12 protein-coding genes, 3 pseudogenes and 1 other annotated feature are annotated in these 16099 nt (G+C 38.5%); of the genes and pseudogenes, 10 read left to right on the top strand and 5 right to left on the bottom strand.

The features are described from left to right. The first annotated feature begins 13 nt into the window (after nt 1-13). The 7 genes from AC4CU2_RS17930 to AC4CU2_RS17960 all read left to right on the top strand — a co-directional run bounded on the left by AC4CU2_RS17930 (nt 14) and on the right by AC4CU2_RS17960 (nt 9780). Nucleotides 14-1921: a copper resistance system multicopper oxidase gene (locus AC4CU2_RS17930; protein ID WP_279045235.1), complete on the top strand. Its 1908-nt coding sequence runs from the start codon at nt 14-16 to the stop codon at nt 1919-1921. Then, a complete protein-coding gene (locus tag AC4CU2_RS17935; RefSeq protein ID WP_280095675.1) occupies nt 1908-2828 on the top strand; it encodes a copper resistance protein B in 921 nt (306 codons plus the stop codon). Before AC4CU2_RS17930 ends, AC4CU2_RS17935 begins: the two co-directional genes overlap by 14 nt. 112 nt (nt 2829-2940) lie before the next feature. Further along, nucleotides 2941-3336: a hypothetical protein gene (locus AC4CU2_RS17940; RefSeq protein ID WP_002071399.1), complete on the top strand. Its 396-nt coding sequence runs from the start codon at nt 2941-2943 to the stop codon at nt 3334-3336. An 80-nt stretch (nt 3337-3416) separates the two neighbouring features. After that, entirely contained in the window at nt 3417-4721 is a 1305-nt protein-coding gene (locus AC4CU2_RS17945; RefSeq protein ID WP_171265578.1) for a TolC family protein, read from the top strand. Further along, a complete protein-coding gene (locus AC4CU2_RS17950) occupies nt 4721-6220 on the top strand; it encodes an efflux RND transporter periplasmic adaptor subunit (RefSeq protein ID WP_171265579.1) in 1500 nt (499 codons plus the stop codon). Before AC4CU2_RS17945 ends, AC4CU2_RS17950 begins: the two co-directional genes overlap by 1 nt. Nucleotides 6221-6234: 14 nt before the next feature. Then, on the top strand, nt 6235-9381 hold the full coding sequence (locus tag AC4CU2_RS17955; RefSeq protein ID WP_490769280.1) for an efflux RND transporter permease subunit: 3147 nt from the start codon (nt 6235-6237) through the stop codon (nt 9379-9381). A gap of 33 nt (nt 9382-9414) precedes the next feature. After that, nucleotides 9415-9780, top strand: a complete 366-nt coding sequence (locus AC4CU2_RS17960) for a copper-binding protein (protein WP_130114467.1) — start codon at nt 9415-9417, stop codon at nt 9778-9780. Nucleotides 9781-9971: 191 nt separating this feature from the next. On the opposite strand, the gene AC4CU2_RS17965 is transcribed toward AC4CU2_RS17960, so the two are convergent. From AC4CU2_RS17965 to AC4CU2_RS17980, 4 genes and pseudogenes are all read right to left on the bottom strand, one after another. Beyond that, a protein-coding gene (locus tag AC4CU2_RS17965) for an IS3 family transposase (RefSeq protein WP_490769281.1) occupies nt 9972-11191 on the bottom strand; the annotation gives its coding sequence in 2 pieces (ribosomal slippage) (nt 9972-10915 and nt 10915-11191; 1221 coding nt in all). After that, nucleotides 10800-10916: a sequence feature (AL1L pseudoknot), on the bottom strand. Its footprint overlaps the gene before it by 117 nt. Before the next feature lie 110 nt (nt 11192-11301). Further along, a pseudogene (locus tag AC4CU2_RS17970) lies at nt 11302-11463 on the bottom strand (helix-turn-helix domain-containing protein); the annotation flags it as partial. A gap of 117 nt (nt 11464-11580) precedes the next feature. Beyond that, the gene (locus AC4CU2_RS17975; RefSeq protein WP_000993197.1) at nt 11581-11982 is read right to left on the bottom strand and encodes a helix-turn-helix domain-containing protein; all 402 of its coding nucleotides are present in this window, start codon (nt 11980-11982) and stop codon (nt 11581-11583) included. A gap of 1 nt (nt 11983) precedes the next feature. Next, nucleotides 11984-12274: a type II toxin-antitoxin system HigB family toxin gene (locus tag AC4CU2_RS17980; protein ID WP_000558186.1), complete on the bottom strand. Its 291-nt coding sequence runs from the start codon at nt 12272-12274 to the stop codon at nt 11984-11986. A gap of 429 nt (nt 12275-12703) precedes the next feature. Between AC4CU2_RS17980 and AC4CU2_RS17985 the strand changes: the two genes are divergently transcribed. The 3 genes and pseudogenes from AC4CU2_RS17985 (at nt 12704) to AC4CU2_RS17995 (ending at nt 15556) form a co-directional block, all read left to right on the top strand. Continuing rightward, nucleotides 12704-13936, top strand: a complete 1233-nt coding sequence (locus tag AC4CU2_RS17985; RefSeq protein WP_004637105.1) for an ATP-binding protein — start codon at nt 12704-12706, stop codon at nt 13934-13936. Nucleotides 13937-13967: 31 nt separating this feature from the next. Continuing rightward, nucleotides 13968-14084, top strand: a pseudogene (locus AC4CU2_RS17990) (IS1 family transposase); the annotation flags it as partial. 275 nt (nt 14085-14359) lie between these two features. Then, nucleotides 14360-15556: a tyrosine-type recombinase/integrase gene (locus tag AC4CU2_RS17995; protein ID WP_063454729.1), complete on the top strand. Its 1197-nt coding sequence runs from the start codon at nt 14360-14362 to the stop codon at nt 15554-15556. A 98-nt stretch (nt 15557-15654) separates the two neighbouring features. On the opposite strand, the pseudogene AC4CU2_RS18000 reads toward AC4CU2_RS17995, so the two are convergent. Beyond that, nucleotides 15655-16087: pseudogene (locus AC4CU2_RS18000) on the bottom strand (transposase); the annotation flags it as partial. Nucleotides 16088-16099 lie beyond the last annotated feature (12 nt).

Here is a 16099-nt window from a genome sequence, read left to right on the forward strand (position 1 = left end):
AAGGTGAGATAGAATGTCAAAAAAGTTAAGTCATATACTCTTAATTGGAGTTGGTTTATTTTCATCAACTTGGGTAATGGCGGCAGTTAAAGAATATGATTTAACAATCGCTGAACAAACTGTAAATATCACAGGAAAACCAGTTGAGAGAATTACTGTAAATGGTAAATTCGTTGCACCACTTCTTGAATTTGAAGAAGGTGATGAGGCCGTTATCCGTGTTCACAATAAGTTAAAAAATCAGGACTCTTCAATCCATTGGCATGGCTTATTATTACCTGGAATTATGGATGGTGTACCTGGATTTAACAAATTTCATGGCATTGCCCCTAATAAAACTTATGAATATAAGTTTAAAGTCCGCCAAAATGGTACTTATTGGTATCATTCACATAGTAAAGGACAAGAACAAGACGGTTTATATGGTGCTTTTGTTATTTATCCTAAAGATAAAACTCCACTAACAGCTGCTGAAAAAACCGATAAAGATTACGTTGTTTTGCTTTCTGATTTTCATAATTCAACAAGTGATCAAATTATGAAAAATATTAAAAAAGAAGCAGACTACTATCAGAACCGCCGCGAAACAGTATTCGATGTATTAAAACAAGTTAAACGTGATGGGCTAAAAGCGACTTGGCAAGACCGTTCTATGTGGAATCAGATGCGAATGCTGAAAACAGATATGTCCGATGTCACAGGTTATACATTTTTAATGAATGGCAAGACACCTCAGCAAAATTGGACGGGCAACTTCAAAGCTGGTGAAAAAGTTCGCCTTCGTTTTATTAATGCTTCCGCTATGTCATTCTTTGATGTACGCATTCCAAACCTAAAAATGACTGTAGTCAGTGCTGATGGTCAACCTGTAAAGCCCGTTCCTGTAGATGAGTTCCGTATTGGTACTGCTGAAACTTATGATGTCATTGTTGAACCGAAACAAGCCCATTATCAAATCGAAGCTGAATCTATTGATCGTACTGGATTTTCGGTTGGAACCTTACATGAAGAAAGCAGACCAGCAGTCAAACAAATTGAGATGCCTAAGCCTCGTCCTCGTTCTTTATTGACTATGGAGGATATGGGGATGGATCATGGCTCTTCATCTGGTATGAACCATGATATGTCTTCAATGCCAAATAAGACATCTGAAGACCATTCGATGCATGGTATGAATCACGATATGTCTTCTATGAAAGGTATGGATCATGATATGTCTTCAATGAAAGATATGAATCATGATATGTCTTCTATGAAAGGCATGAATCACGATATGTCTTCTATGAAAGGTATGGATCATGATATGTCTTCTATGAAAGGTATGGATCATGATATGCCGATGAATAGCGCTACTGTTAAGGCGGCTTCAGACAAGAATGATAATACCGTATTTGGATGGGCAAATGCTTCAACACCTGAAGGTAATAAAGCATTGCAATATAGTGATTTGCAATCGTTAGATCCTCAAAAAGACACTCGTGCAGCTGAACGTGAAATAGAGATCCGTCTTGGTGGAAACATGGAGCGTTATATTTGGACAATCAATGGTAAAAAATTTAATGAAGCCGACCCACTAGTGGTGAAGTATGGTGAACGTATTCGCTTAAAATTTGTCAATGACAGTATGATGGCTCACCCAATGCACTTACATGGCATGTTTATGCAGCTTGAGAATGGTCAGGATCCAAGCAATATGCCAAACAAACATACGGTAATTGTTCCACCTGGGAAAACGATAACCACTCTACTCACAGCTGATGAGTTAGGTGAGTGGGCTATTCATTGTCACCTGCTTTACCATATGAGTGCAGGAATGATGAATAAACTCATTGTAGCTCAAGTGGAAGATGGTAATTCTACAAAGACTGTTCCTCAGTCCCAAGTAAATGAGAAGGGAGTAAATCCACATGCACATCACTAATAATTTGTTTTCAAAAACAACTTTGATGATTGCGCTATTTGGATTATCAAATCTAACGTTCGCTCAAAATGAAACGCCTGTACAAGACAGTAATATTACAAAAAATATGAAAATTCTTTTACAGGAGTCTGGTGGCTTAAGATATAGCCCCCAAGAATTGTATCCAGAATATTATTCAATGGAAAATGCAAATGGGGGAGATAATATTATTCTGACCGCAAGAAAGAGATCAGCCCCATCTAATGATGATCATCTTAAAGAACATGGCGGACAAATTTATCAAGTAACAAGACTTGAAAATGCATGGATAGTTGATGAAGACGGTAAGGGCAACCTAGGAACAAAGTTTGATACTTTAATTGGGACAGATGAAAATCGTCTATTTATTGAAGCAAATTTGGACAAAGCAGAAAGCAATGATCCTAAATATGATGTATCTGCACTTTATAGCCGTAATGTAGCACCCTTTTGGGATGTACAAGCTGGTGTAAGATATAGCGAAGATAAAAATAGCAGCAACAGTGATCGAGTTGATGGTGTTATTGGTGTATTAGGATTAGCTCCTTATTTCTTTGAAACACAAGCTTATTTATACGGTGGCGAGAATAACTTTTGGGGAGCAAGTTTTGAAATCGAACGTGATTTCTTGTTAACCCAGAAATTGATTACTCAACCTTATCTAGAAATGGATGCTATATTCAACGATGACTCTGATTATGCTGCAAAATCAGGTTTATCAGAACTTAAAACTGGTATCAAAACCCGATATGAGATTACTAAGCGAATTAAACCTTTCATTGATGTTGCTTACCAATATGAAAAAGGACAGAAAGCCACTTCTATGCAAGAGGCAACAGAGTCTGAAAAGGGATGGAAATATGGTGCAGGTATCGAATTAGTTTTTTAAAATAATATGACTTGGAATCATGAATGGTAGCTTCGGCTACTATTCATGAAATTGTTGTCATTTCCTTTCGAATCTGTAAAACTAAAAAAGCTTAAATTTTGGTCTTATCTCTATGCAGTGGTTAAAAACATGCCTATCGCTGTTTTTATCGTTTGCTATCCTTTTAGTAGGATCGGCTGCTGCTGCTTCGTCTGTACATAAGCGGTGTTTAATGCCATCTGAACAGATGAAATCCATGCAAATGGAAGCATCTCAAAACCAGGATATGATGCATACCGACTGTATGAAAGTTGAAGCAAAGGTCAAAAAAACGCTACATGATCCTTCCTGTATGTCTGAGCAAGATTGCATTATGTCTTTTGCCAAAATTGCGTACGCCAGTGATCCTCAAAGCATTTTGCACTCAACGGTATTCTCACCCGTAGAGCGATCAGTCTTTTATTTTCCAGATCAAAATCTTCCTGCTCCATACCCTTCAGGTTTATGGAAGCCCCCACGCTCTAACTAATTTGATAATTCTTCGTCATTCATAGAGTTTTCTATGGATGTTCTACACGTGCGCGTGTATATCATTTTAGAGCTAAAAATATGAACTTTTATAAAGAAAAGCTATCCCCGGGGGGGAGATGGCAGATAGCTACGATCTGTTTCTCTTTGATCTATGGTCAAGCTTATGCCGAGCCACTGACATTGGATACAGCTTTGAAGCTTGCTGAGCAATATGCACCTACCCTAAGAGCAAATAGTGCTCAGATTGAGGGAGCTGAGAATATGGTTTCAGCTTCAGGTATTTTACCCAACCCTAAACTATTTGTGGGCTTAGATAATTACCCTATATCTGGTGATGCTGCATGGTCAATCACACACGAAGGTATGACTATGCAGAAAATTGGTGTTATGCAAGATTTTCCAAACCGCGCCAAAAGACAGTCAGAGGTCGAGTTAGCAAAAGCTGAATTAGGTTCAGCCAATGCCCACACAGAAATTCTTCGTATTGAATTACGCCAAAAAGTCGCATCAGCATGGTTTAAGCGCTTTTATCTTGAGAGAAAATTGGCGTTATATGATGATCTTTTCTCAGAAAATCGCTTGCTTTCTCAAATTTCTCAAACACAAGTTACTTCGGGTCGAACTATGGTTGCTGATGCACTTGATCCAAGACTTGAAAGTAATGTTCTACTCGATCAAAAAGATGATTTACTTCGAGATTTAAAAAAGGCCAAGTTAGAACTACATCGACTGGTAAGTGCAGAACCAACTGAAAACATCTCTCAAATTGAAACCTTATCTACCCAAGCACCAATAATCTCTCTTGATACATCAAAGTTGTATCATCACTTGCACCAACATCCTGAGTTAAAAGCTTATCAGGCTGAAAAGAAAACGGCTGAAGCAAAACTGAAGCAAGCTCAAGCTTTGCAAAAACCAGATTGGGGCATTGAGTTTGCTTATCAGCATCGAGCACCTGAGTTTGGCGATATGATCGGTGTGCAACTTACAACTGAACTCCCTGTTTTTTCAAAAAAACGGAGTGGTCCACTCATTCAAGCAGCTTTAGCTGAACAAAACCGGATTACTGCCGATCAAGAGGTTAAGTATCGTGAACATCTCACCTTGTTAGATGAAGGGTTATCTGATCTTGACGCTCTTGACCAACAAATTAATCGCACGATGCAAAAGAGTATTCCTCTTGCCAAACAAAAAGTGAATTTACAGTTAGCAAGTTATCAAGCGGGGAAAACTAATTTGACCAATATCATTGCTGCCCGACAAGCTCTTCTAGAACAACGATTGCGTCTCATTGATCTTCAACAACAACAGGCAATTACAACAGCACAACTCTATTTTACTTTTGTCGAACCTACCTTAAATCATGTTGAGGGGCAGCCATAATGTTAAAAAATAAACTGGCAGTTACTGTCATGGGTATTGCTGCAATTAGTTTGGCTGTAGGCGGTGGTACTGGATATTGGTTTGCACAACAGAACGAGAGTCCTCAATCGACATCGGCAAGTCAGCAACAGGATGCCAAAGTATTGTATTGGTATGACCCTATGAAGCCAGAACAGCATTTTGATAAGCCCGGAAAGTCTCCATTCATGGATATGCAATTGGTGCCTAAATATGCAGATGAAAATGCAGCGATGACCGATGAAAGCCACCCTACAGTCAAACTTGATCCCTCTTTTCAACAAAATTTAGCTATTCGATATGCCACAGTTGAACAAGCTGTAATGGGTAATACCTTATTAACCAATGGCATATTACAGGCTAATGAACGGCAAGTAGCTATTTTGCAAACCAGAGCAAGTGGTTTTGTTCAGCGCGTCTATGGTCATGCTGTAGGAGATATGGTAAGGCAAGGGAGTCCTATTGCTGATATTTCAATACCAGAATGGACTGGAGAACAAACTGAATTTTTAGCTGTACTCCAGACTAGGGATCGTGCCCTTATTCAAGCAAGTAAACAACGTTTACAGCTACTAGGGATCCCACAACATGTGATCCACACCGTCGAAAGGACTCGTCGGGTGCAATCTAATATTACGTTAAGTGCTCCAGTGAGTGGATTTATTGACTCATTAGACGTCCGCAATGGAATGGCTTTAGCTATGGGGCAAACGCTGGCCATCATTAAAGGGATTAACCCAATCTGGTTAGAAGCAGCAATACCTGAAACACAAATTGCTGGGATAAAACGAGGAAGTAAAGTCGAAGTTACTTTTACAGCATACCCTCAAATAGTCTCGGGTAAAGTAATTGATATCTTACCTACCTTAGATACTACTAGCAGAACCATAAAAGTTCGTATTGAATTACCTAATAAAGAGGCACAGCTCAAACCGGGGATGTTTGCCTCTGTCAAACTATCTAGCAATCCTCAAAGCAGTTTAATAGTTCCAGAGCAGGCTGTTATCCGTACAGGCACCCGTAATATTGTCATTGTGGCTCATGAGCAAGGACGTTTTGAACCTGTTGTTGTTCAGTTAGGGCAAAGTGATGGAAATAAGATTGCAATTTTAGAAGGTTTGAAAGTAGGTCAAAAAGTTGTAATTTCAGGACAATTCTTGATTGACTCTGAAGCAAATTTACAGGGCGTACTTGATAAGCTGAATACTGGAAAATCTATTACCCCCTCTCAAGCAGTTAAGACATCAAAATATCAAGGCATTGGAAAAGTTGAAAAAGTCACAGCTCAGGAAGTTACTATTTCACATCAGGCTATTACTGAGTTGGGTTGGGGTGCTATGACCATGAGCTTTAAACAGCCAGTACAGCCATTTACTCAGATTCAGCAAGGTGATCAGGTCAATTTTAGTTTTACAAAAGTTGGAGATGCTTATGTCATTTCTAATATTTCCAAGATGTCTATGACATCTATAAAGAACTAAACGGGAGATCCATCATGATTACCCGTATTATTCGCTTTTCTATTACGAATCGAGTATTTGTATTACTAGCTGCTTTAGTTCTGGCTATCTGGGGGACTTGGGCTGTTAAAAATACTCCTGTTGATGCTTTACCAGATTTATCTGACGTACAAGTCATTGTACGAACTAATTTTCCCGGTCAGGCACCACAGATTGTTGAAAATCAGGTGACTTATCCTTTAACAACCACCATGTTATCAGTGCCTGGAGTTAAAGCTGTTCGGGGGTATTCTTTTTTTGGTGATTCGTTTGTCTATGTCATTTTTGACGAACATACAGACCTCTACTGGGCACGGTCACGTGTTTTGGAATACTTGAATCAGATACAAGGAAAAATGCCTGCGGATGCGAAATCATCATTAGGGCCAGATGCTACAGGGGTTGGCTGGATTTATGAATATGCATTAGTTGATCCAACAGGACAGCATGATCTTTCTCAGTTGAGAAGCGTACAAGACTGGTTTTTAAAGTATGAGTTGAAGACATTACCCAATGTGGCTGAGGTTGCTACTATTGGAGGGATGGTTAAACAATATCAAGTTGTTTTAAACCCAAGCAAAATGGCGTCATTAGGTATTACTCAAGATAATGTCATTGAAGCGATTCAAAAAGCTAATCAAGAAACGGGTGGTTCAGTCTTGGAAATGGCTGAAACCGAATATATGGTACGAGCCACTGGTTATTTAAAAACATTAGATGATTTTCGCCAGATCCCACTACGGACAAATCGTTTTGGTGTTCCAGTTACTTTGGGTGATATTGCAACGATACAGCTTGGACCAGAAATGCGTCGTGGTATCAGTGAACTGAATGGACAAGGTGAAACTGTTGGTGGCGTTGTGATTTTACGAGCAGGTAAAAATGCACGTGAAACTATTGCTGCTGTTAAAGTAAAGCTCGCGGAATTACAACAGAGCCTACCAAAAGGTGTGCAGGTGGTTCCCGTATATGATCGTAGTCAATTGATCGATCGGGCTATAGAGAATCTCAGCCATAAATTGATTGAAGAGTTCATTGTGGTGGCTTTAGTCTGCGGACTGTTTCTATGGCATTTACGTTCAGCAATGGTGGCTATTGTTTCTCTACCACTTGGGATTTTATCGGCTTTCCTGGTCATGTATTATCAGGGGTTAAATGCCAATATTATGTCTCTGGGTGGTATTGCCATTGCGATTGGGGCCATGGTCGATGCTGCGGTGGTAATGGTAGAAAATGCACACAAACATATAGAAGCTTGGCAGCATGAGCATCCTGATCAAATCTTAGCACCACAAGAACGTTGGGATATTATTGCTCGGTCAGCCAGTGAGGTTGGTCCAGCTTTATTTTTCTGTCTACTCATCATTACCTTATCCTTCATTCCTATTTTCACCTTGCAGGCACAAGAGGGACGCTTGTTCTCACCATTGGCATTTACCAAAACTTATGCCATGGCAGCGGCAGCTGGTTTATCCATTACGTTAATTCCAGTATTGATGGGGTATTGGATCCGCGGGAAATTACCGTCTGAACAACGTAATCCACTAAATCGTTTTCTCATCAAAATATACGGTCCTATGTTGGATAAAGTTTTAGCTTATCCAAAGACGACATTACTGGTTGCATTGCTTATTTTTCTAGTGAGCCTTTACCCTCTGACCCGTTTAGGTGGAGAATTTTTACCTAAAATGGATGAAGGCGATTTACTATATATGCCGTCGGCTTTACCGGGATTGTCCGCAGCCAAAGCTTCTGAACTGCTACAGCAAACAGATAGGATGATTAAAACCATTCCGGAAGTTGCAACGGTATTTGGTAAGGCTGGACGAGCTGAGTCAGCTACAGACCCAGCGCCTTTGGAGATGTTTGAAACAACAATTCAATTTAAGCCTCGATCTGAGTGGCGTGCTGGGATGACACCTGAAAAATTGGTGAAAGAACTTGATAAGGCAGTTCAGGTGCCGGGTTTAACGAATATTTGGGTACCGCCTATTCGTAACAGGATTGATATGTTGGCGACTGGGGTTAAAAGTCCCATCGGAATTAAAATTTCAGCAAACAATTTACAAGATATTGATCGGGTCGCACAACAAGTTGAACAAGCAGCTAAAACGGTATCTGGTGTTAGCTCAGCTTTAGCTGAACGGCTCACGGGTGGCAGGTATATTGATGTTGATATCAATCGTATGCAAGCTGCACGATATGGTCTTAATATTGATGATGTACAGCAAATTGTGTCATCAGCGATAGGTGGAAAAAATATTGGTGAAACTGTTGAGGGATTAGCAAGATATCCTATTAATGTACGTTATCCACGAGAGATTCGAGACTCACTGGAAGCTTTGAGAAATTTACCTGTTGTTACCGAGTCAGGTCAGCAAATTATCTTAAGTAGCGTTGCCAATATCCAGATTACAGATGGCCCTCCAATGCTGAAGAGCGAAAATTCCCGCCCTAGTGGTTGGGTCTATATTGATGTGCAAGGACGTGACTTAGCTTCAGTTGTACAAGATTTGAAACAAACCATTGATTCGCAAGTCAAACTTTCTCCTGCTATGAGCATCAGCTATTCAGGCCAGTTTGAGTTTATGGAACGTGCAAATGCTCGACTAAAAGTAATAATTCCAATTACTTTGATGATCATTTTTCTATTGCTCTACCTGATCTTTAGACAAGTACAAGATGCTGCTCTGATTATGTTGACTCTACCTTTTGCCTTAATTGGTGGTATTTGGGCCATATACTTGAGTGGCTATAACTTTTCAGTGGCAATTGCTGTTGGTTTTATTGCACTTGCCGGTGTTGCCGCAGAGTTTGGAGTGGTCATGCTATTTTATTTAAAACAAGCGATAGATCATACCCAACAACATTTACCTTCTTCAGCAGCGTCTTTAACGGTGCAACAACTCAATGATGCAATCCGAACAGGAGCTGTACTACGCGTTCGTCCTAAAGCCATGACGGTTGCCGTCATTTTGGCAGGCTTAATTCCTATACTTTTAGGGACTGGGACAGGTTCCGAATTGATGAGCCGTATTGCTTTACCTATGGTTGGGGGCATGATTTCAGCTCCTCTACTGTCAATGTTTGTTATCCCAGCTGCATATCAGCTTTTAATCAAAAGAAAACTATCAACACATTGATCGTTTTATTATTTCGTCTAAAGAGGTTTTATTATGTTGAAATTTATGAAAATTATTGCTCTTGTTACCACTATTGCTGCATTAAGCGCATGTAGTAAAAATGAAGCATCAGAGCAGAAGAAAGCAGACGCACCTATGGAGCAGATGAATAAGGAGTCTTCTACCGCTACAACGGCTCAAGCCGTTGGCGTGATTACTGCTATTGATACGAAAGAAAATATTTTAACACTCGACCATGAAGCAATTCCTGCACTTAAATGGCCTGCAATGATGATGGGCTTAAAAGTTGCTGACCCATCCTTATTAAATGGTTTAACTGTAGGGGATAAAGTTGAATTTGAATTAAAAGCAGAAGGAGAAAATTATATAATCATCGCTGTAAAGCCTAATAATTCATAATGTACTAGTATATGGTGCCAATAGTGTTATATCCTTTAGACGCTATTGGCATTTTTATAGAAGTTAAATAAGATCGCTTTAAAAATTCCAGTTTATATAGTTCAATTCTTGAATTTTATTTTATCAATTCCACTGTAAGGCAAGAAAGCATTTGAACCGTACCGGGTTTGTCGGAGACTTTTTTATTTAAGTTAGGCCACCTGACCTAACGGGTTAATCTTATCATAGTACATTGCTTCAAACTCAAAAGGCGATACATAACCCAGTGCACTGTATACACGCTTTTTATTGAACCAATCTACCCAGTTTAGTGTCGCAAGTTGTACATCTGCTAAACCTTGCCAATCTGCTTTTAAATATTCAATCACCTCTGTTTTGTATAAGCCATTCACCGTTTCAGCCAGAGCATTATCGTATGAATCACCAGTTGTACCGACTGATGCTCGTAAATTTGCAGCTTCTAAACGATTGGTATAGCGAATAGAAAGATATTGAACACCTCTATCTGAATGATGAATCACATTCTTAGGCATACCTCGATCGTGCAATGCTTGCTCCAATGCATCGAGCACCATATCTGTATTCATCCGTGTAGATACTTTCCATCCAACAATTGCTCGTGAGAACACATCAATAACAAATGCGGTATATACCCAGCCTGAATGAGTTTGAATATACGTAAAGTCACCCACCCATAGTTGGTTTGGATGATCAGCATTAAAATTACGTTTCACTAAATCATCTGCCCGTTTTTGGTCATCTCGGCTACGGGTGGTTTGTTTATTCTTACCTCGCCAAACACCTTGTATACCTAGCTTTTTCATTAATCGAGCAACAGTACAGCGTGCAATAATATAGCCTTCACGTTTCAGTTTTTGCCAGACTTTACGTACACCATACCGACCTGAACTTTCTTTCCAAATTCGTTGAATTTGTTCAGCATGATGCTCATCATGTAGATCTCGTTTCGCTCGATGTTCTGGATTGTCAGCGAGATCTAAAGTTCGGTAATAGGTTGAAGCTGCGATCGGTAAAATCCTACAAATCGCATCAACACCATATAAGTCTTTATTGTTATGGATGAAATCCACCATTATTTGTGTGGGCGGTCGAGCTCCGCCTGGGCGAAAAAAGCGGCTGCTTTACGTAGAATTTCATTGGCACGCTTTAATTCTTTAATTTCACGTTCCATTTGCTTCATTTTTTCTTGATCAGATATCTGTTGTACTTTAATAGGATTTTGCTGATCTAAATGCTTTTGATGCCAGGCACGAAGTGTTTCAGGAGTACAACCAATCTTAGGCGCAATTGCTGTGATTGCAGCCCAAGTAGAAGGATAATCTTTTTCAGATTCAATTAGTAATTGAACCGCTTTTTCTCTGATTTCAGGGGTATATTTTAATTTTGTCATCGGGACACTACGCTTCGCTACGTCTTGCGAAGCAATGCTTCTCATCTCAGAATATTGACTCTCCGACAAACCCGGTACGGTTCAAGATCAAAATTCGCAGCATTGGTTATCGCTTGATAAACGTCATTGATGCTATTTCTTTTAAGCTCACGATAGATCGTACTAGGATGTGTTTTAATGAGTTCAGCAAATTTTCTGGCTGAAAAGCCTTCTTTTCTTGACTCAAGCATTAATGCAGTACGATCTTCAAAGTTAAGATGATGGTATGACAATTTTATATACTCTAGGACTTACGCACTATCATTTATAGATTCTCTGGGCTTTGTTGCACAAAGATTTGAAAGGCAAAGTACCCCTAATTGAGCCAAATTTCCTGATCCACCTCTCTTTTAGAAAAACGTATCTGCCGATACATTAAACCGCTCAGACAATGCCTTAATATGACGAATATTCAGTTGGCGTTTACCACTTAAAATCTCAGAAATCACTGATGGTGTTGCAACCTCTGTTAAGTCAGACTGACCTAAACCATGTTGCTCCATCAAAAAAGCCAAAGCAGCACGACCGTCCCCTTTAGGCATAGGAAGATGCTCATTTTCATAATCAGAAACCAAATCACCAAGCTGATGAGTAAGCCCCATTAAAGGATGGGACTCGTCATCACCAACAGTATCTAAAAGTTCATCTAAAGCTTCAACAAGTGTATGAAAGTCGTCTTCATTTTCTGGCTTGCTGAGCAATGGTGCAACGCAGTGCCAGTGGTCTACGGCCTGTTTAATCATCGCGTTCATACTAACCTTCCTTCCAATGACCTTTGTCATATTCTTTATGGTACAAGACATCACGGATATACACACGTTTTGCTTGATACATCACGACTGCAATAAGTCGGATCTTGTTCCCGCCAATATCGAATACATGGAACTTTCCAACTTTATCGACCTCTGGAAAGAGATGTTTCATCTCAGCAAAATCTTTCGGATCGTTTGCCTTTATGGTTCGATACCAACCATCTAATGCCGTTTCAGCCTGTGGCCACTTTTGCATTGCTTCTATAATTCGAGTGTGGGTGATCACATGCATAACATTTTATCGCATTTTGCAATATTGGTGGCTAGGATGAATAAAGCGCCACACGGAGCTTTATTCATTATCAAAATGCACTTAATCTGATGATCTTAAAAAATAAACCTTTTAGCATTTCATGCGCAATAAGGCTGATACCATTAGCACAACAAAAATGAGTTCCACTCTAGTTAACATCTTAGTTCCATTTACTTTTCACTTAATTTATATAGCCGTTAAGTCGCAGCATCAATGACATAACATGACATGGAAAATAATCAAAAAAGATAGAATCTAGATTTTTGTTACATTTACTATCCGCATACTTTAACAGCAGCTTTGAGTGTTTCACTTAACCTTTAAACTTTTTTTAAAATTAAATATATTTACATATACGTTCTAAAATTTGATAGAATTTATTAAAACTTTAGATTCTAAGTGTAAATAATGAGAAGCGCTAATATTCGACGTGATGGCTACTTAAAATTTCTGAATACATGGCAAGACCGTGATGTCATTAAAGTACTTTCAGGTGTGCGTCGCTCTGGAAAATCCACCTTATTGGCGATGTTTCAACAAGACCTAAAAGCACAGGGTGTACAAGCCGAAAACATCATTGCCATCAACTTCGAATTTATGGAATTTGAAGAACTCACCGATTACCGTAAACTACATGATTATGTATTGTCCAAAGTTGATAAAAGTAAAAAAAACTATGTTTTTTTAGATGAAATACAACATGTTACAAATTTTGAGAAAGTAGTCGACTCTTTATATGTTCGGGATTATATCGATTTATATATTACAGGCTCAAATGCATTCTTTCTAAGTGGAGAACTTGCGACTTTACTTACAGGACGCTATATCGAGCAACATGTTCTACCTCTGTCATTCCAAGAATTTAAACTGTGGCATATTGAAAATAATCCGATCATCCAACAATTATCCAATCGTGATTTGTATGCCATGTATACGCGCAGTAGTTTCCCTTATACGCTTGTCATGACTAGCCAGCAGGAAACTTATGATTACTTGCAAGCGGTCTATGCCAGTGTAATGTTTAAAGATGTTATTCCCCGTTTGAATACTGCCGATATTAACTCTCTCGAGCGTGTCGCAAGATATTTGGCAAGCGTGACAGGCTCACCTATTTCCATCAATAAAATTAAAAATACCTTTGTTTCAAGTGGGGTTAAAATTTCATTTGAAACAGTAAAACGCTATATTCAGGGCTTACAGGACAGTTTGTTATTTTATAGTGCCGCACAATTTAAAGTACGCGGGCGTGAGTTATTACAATCCTCTGAAAAATACTATTTAGTTGATGTCGGATTGCGCCGGATTATGTTGCCTGATGCTAATGCTGATCAAGGTCATATCTTAGAAAATGTGATTTATCTTGAGCTTGTCAGACGAGGTTATACCGTCTATGTAGGGCGGGTTGATGAATATGAAATTGATTTTGTTGCTGTCGATACTTTACAGAATTTAACTTATTATCAAGTGGCATTAGAAACGCTCAATGAAGAGACACTTAGCCGAGAGTTACGTCCATTACAGAAAATTTCTGATTCGTATCCCAAATATTTACTTACCTTAGACACGATAGGGACTGAAGCAAATTATAATGGTATTGTAAAAATGAGTGCTCTCGATTGGTTGCTATCTGAAAATAAGTAAAGTTGAGGATAGACATGGATACTCTTATTTATTAAGGCATCGAATAAGGCGTGGTTTTAGAAGAAGTTGTAATTTCTCCAAAAAGCTTGAAAACCATTTTAAAGCCTTCGACTTAACCTTCTTTTACATCAATAATGGCTTCATTTAATGTCAGCATACTTTTTAAAACACCACCGGATTTTTTTCTACTCTTTTTTATATCTAACTCAGGTTAGTGTAATTAGCTGCTTATTTATCTCATCTTACATATTAAGTAGAGGTGGGACTTAAGATGGTTACTAAAATAAAAATACTAATAACAATAAATATATAAAACAGTGTATTACAATTTTATATGATGCGTAGCCTACGCATCATATATTAAGCGTACTATTTTGATATAATTGATACAATCAATCCTCTGAGAGGTTTCATTTAAATTTCATGAGTCTTACAGAAATTAAGGTTCGCCAAGCGCATTGCAAGGAAAAAACTTGTTTTTTATCTGATGAAGATGGACTTAGCCTGAAGATTGAGCCGAATGGAAGAAAATCTTGGTGTTATCGCTATACAGATCCACAAATAAAAAAACGTCGCCGCATTCAGTTAGGACTTTATCCTGATTTATCACTGAAAAAGGCACGGCAAGTCAGAGATGATTTTAAAGACAATAATTTTAGTTTTGAAAAAGATACTATTTCTAATGTAATTACTTTTCGTAAAGTAGGGGAGGAATGGCTACAGTTCAAACTTAAGAATGCATTTAATGATTTACCCCGCTGCGGTGTACTACAGTTAGCAGAAAGATGTTTACAGCATGATATTTACCCAGACCTTCAGGATTTACCTTTTGAAAACGTCAAGCGCTATGACTTGGTTTCAGTAATAAAAAAAATAGAGGCGCGCCAAGTAAAAGAACCAGTCAAAAAAGCTTGTAGCTATTTGAACCAAATTTATGATTACGCTGTAGCGATGGGTTATTGTGAATACAATATCGCTCATGGTTTAAATAAAATTGTAATCAACAGTAAAATTAAGAAGAACTATCCGTATTTAAAAGCGGAGGAAATATCCGAATTTAAGAATAACTTACAAAAATTGGATGCCCATCCCATTATTAAAAAAGCACTAATGTTCAAATTATATACTGGAGTGCGAGGGGCTGAATTGTTATTGGCTGAGCCTCATCATTTTGATTTAAATGCAAAAATATGGAAAATTCCTGCCTTGCATATTAAACAATTTCGACGTAAAGTCATTTTAGGCCATGAGATTCCAGACTTTTTAGTACCACTTTCAGATCAGGCTTTAGAGATTTTAAAAGACGTCATGCAATGGTCATACGGTGAAAAATATATTTTTGCAAGCCCTCGGAAACACAATCAACCGATTCATTTCAATACATTAAATATGGCTATTCGTAAGATGGGCTATGGCAAACATCAATTATCCTCTCATGGACTACGTTCCACTTTTAGTACCATTTTGAATGACTCAGGTTTATTTCAAGATAATTGGATTGAGGCACAACTTTCACATATTGATAAGAACCGTACCCGTGCCAGTTATAATCATGCTGATTACTTAGTTCAACGGACTGAAATGATGCAGTGGTGGGGTGATTATTTAAGTAATGGCTAGGTGAGTATCATACTTTTATATAGAAAAACTCTCTGTACACGACAAAAATAGTGAACCGTACCCGGTTTGTCTGAGACTTTTTATTTAAGTTAGGCCACCTGAACTAATCGTTTATTCACACCTCGTTTTAGCCAATCATAAAAGCGTGAAACTGATACATGAAGTAATCGTGCCATCAAAATAATCGGAAATAAGTGTTTTGGGATTTCACATAGGCGTACCTTACTGACTTTATTTGGCAAAGTACGCTACTGCCTTTTTTAGAAATTCACGTTCCATTTCACCATTTCAGCGGATTTAAGCTGCTGTTTAAGTTGCTTATTTTCTTCGAGCAAAGCGTTTAGATCAGATGAATACTATTTAGTACCAGCTAAAGTCCCTGCCTTTGCCTTATTATTCTAATGCGAAAGGGTCTGCATGGAAATGCCGAGTTCTCTAGCTGTTTTTAGATACATTGCCTTGAATGGCTTCTATTGCTTTGATGGTTTCAGCTTTAAATTCTGCCGTATACGTCTTGTGTTTCTTGCTCATGGTAAACTCCTG

It is taken from the genome of Acinetobacter sp. 797_lipA (genome assembly GCF_058243025.1).

Excerpts from the sequence above, each read along its gene's own strand:
- AC4CU2_RS17930 (WP_279045235.1), top strand. The coding sequence starts at position 14 with ATGTCAAAAAAGTTAAGTCATATACTCTTAATTGGAGTTGGTTTATTT.
- AC4CU2_RS17935 (WP_280095675.1), top strand. The coding sequence starts at position 1,908 with ATGCACATCACTAATAATTTGTTTTCAAAAACAACTTTGATGATTGCG.
- AC4CU2_RS17940 (WP_002071399.1), top strand. The coding sequence starts at position 2,941 with ATGCAGTGGTTAAAAACATGCCTATCGCTGTTTTTATCGTTTGCTATC.
- AC4CU2_RS17945 (WP_171265578.1), top strand. The coding sequence starts at position 3,417 with ATGAACTTTTATAAAGAAAAGCTATCCCCGGGGGGGAGATGGCAGATA.
- AC4CU2_RS17950 (WP_171265579.1), top strand. The coding sequence starts at position 4,721 with ATGTTAAAAAATAAACTGGCAGTTACTGTCATGGGTATTGCTGCAATT.
- AC4CU2_RS17955 (WP_490769280.1), top strand. The coding sequence starts at position 6,235 with ATGATTACCCGTATTATTCGCTTTTCTATTACGAATCGAGTATTTGTA.
- AC4CU2_RS17960 (WP_130114467.1), top strand. The coding sequence starts at position 9,415 with ATGTTGAAATTTATGAAAATTATTGCTCTTGTTACCACTATTGCTGCA.
- AC4CU2_RS17975 (WP_000993197.1), bottom strand. The coding sequence starts at position 11,982 with ATGAACGCGATGATTAAACAGGCCGTAGACCACTGGCACTGCGTTGCA.
- AC4CU2_RS17980 (WP_000558186.1), bottom strand. The coding sequence starts at position 12,274 with ATGCATGTGATCACCCACACTCGAATTATAGAAGCAATGCAAAAGTGG.
- AC4CU2_RS17985 (WP_004637105.1), top strand. The coding sequence starts at position 12,704 with ATGAGAAGCGCTAATATTCGACGTGATGGCTACTTAAAATTTCTGAAT.
- AC4CU2_RS17995 (WP_063454729.1), top strand. The coding sequence starts at position 14,360 with ATGAGTCTTACAGAAATTAAGGTTCGCCAAGCGCATTGCAAGGAAAAA.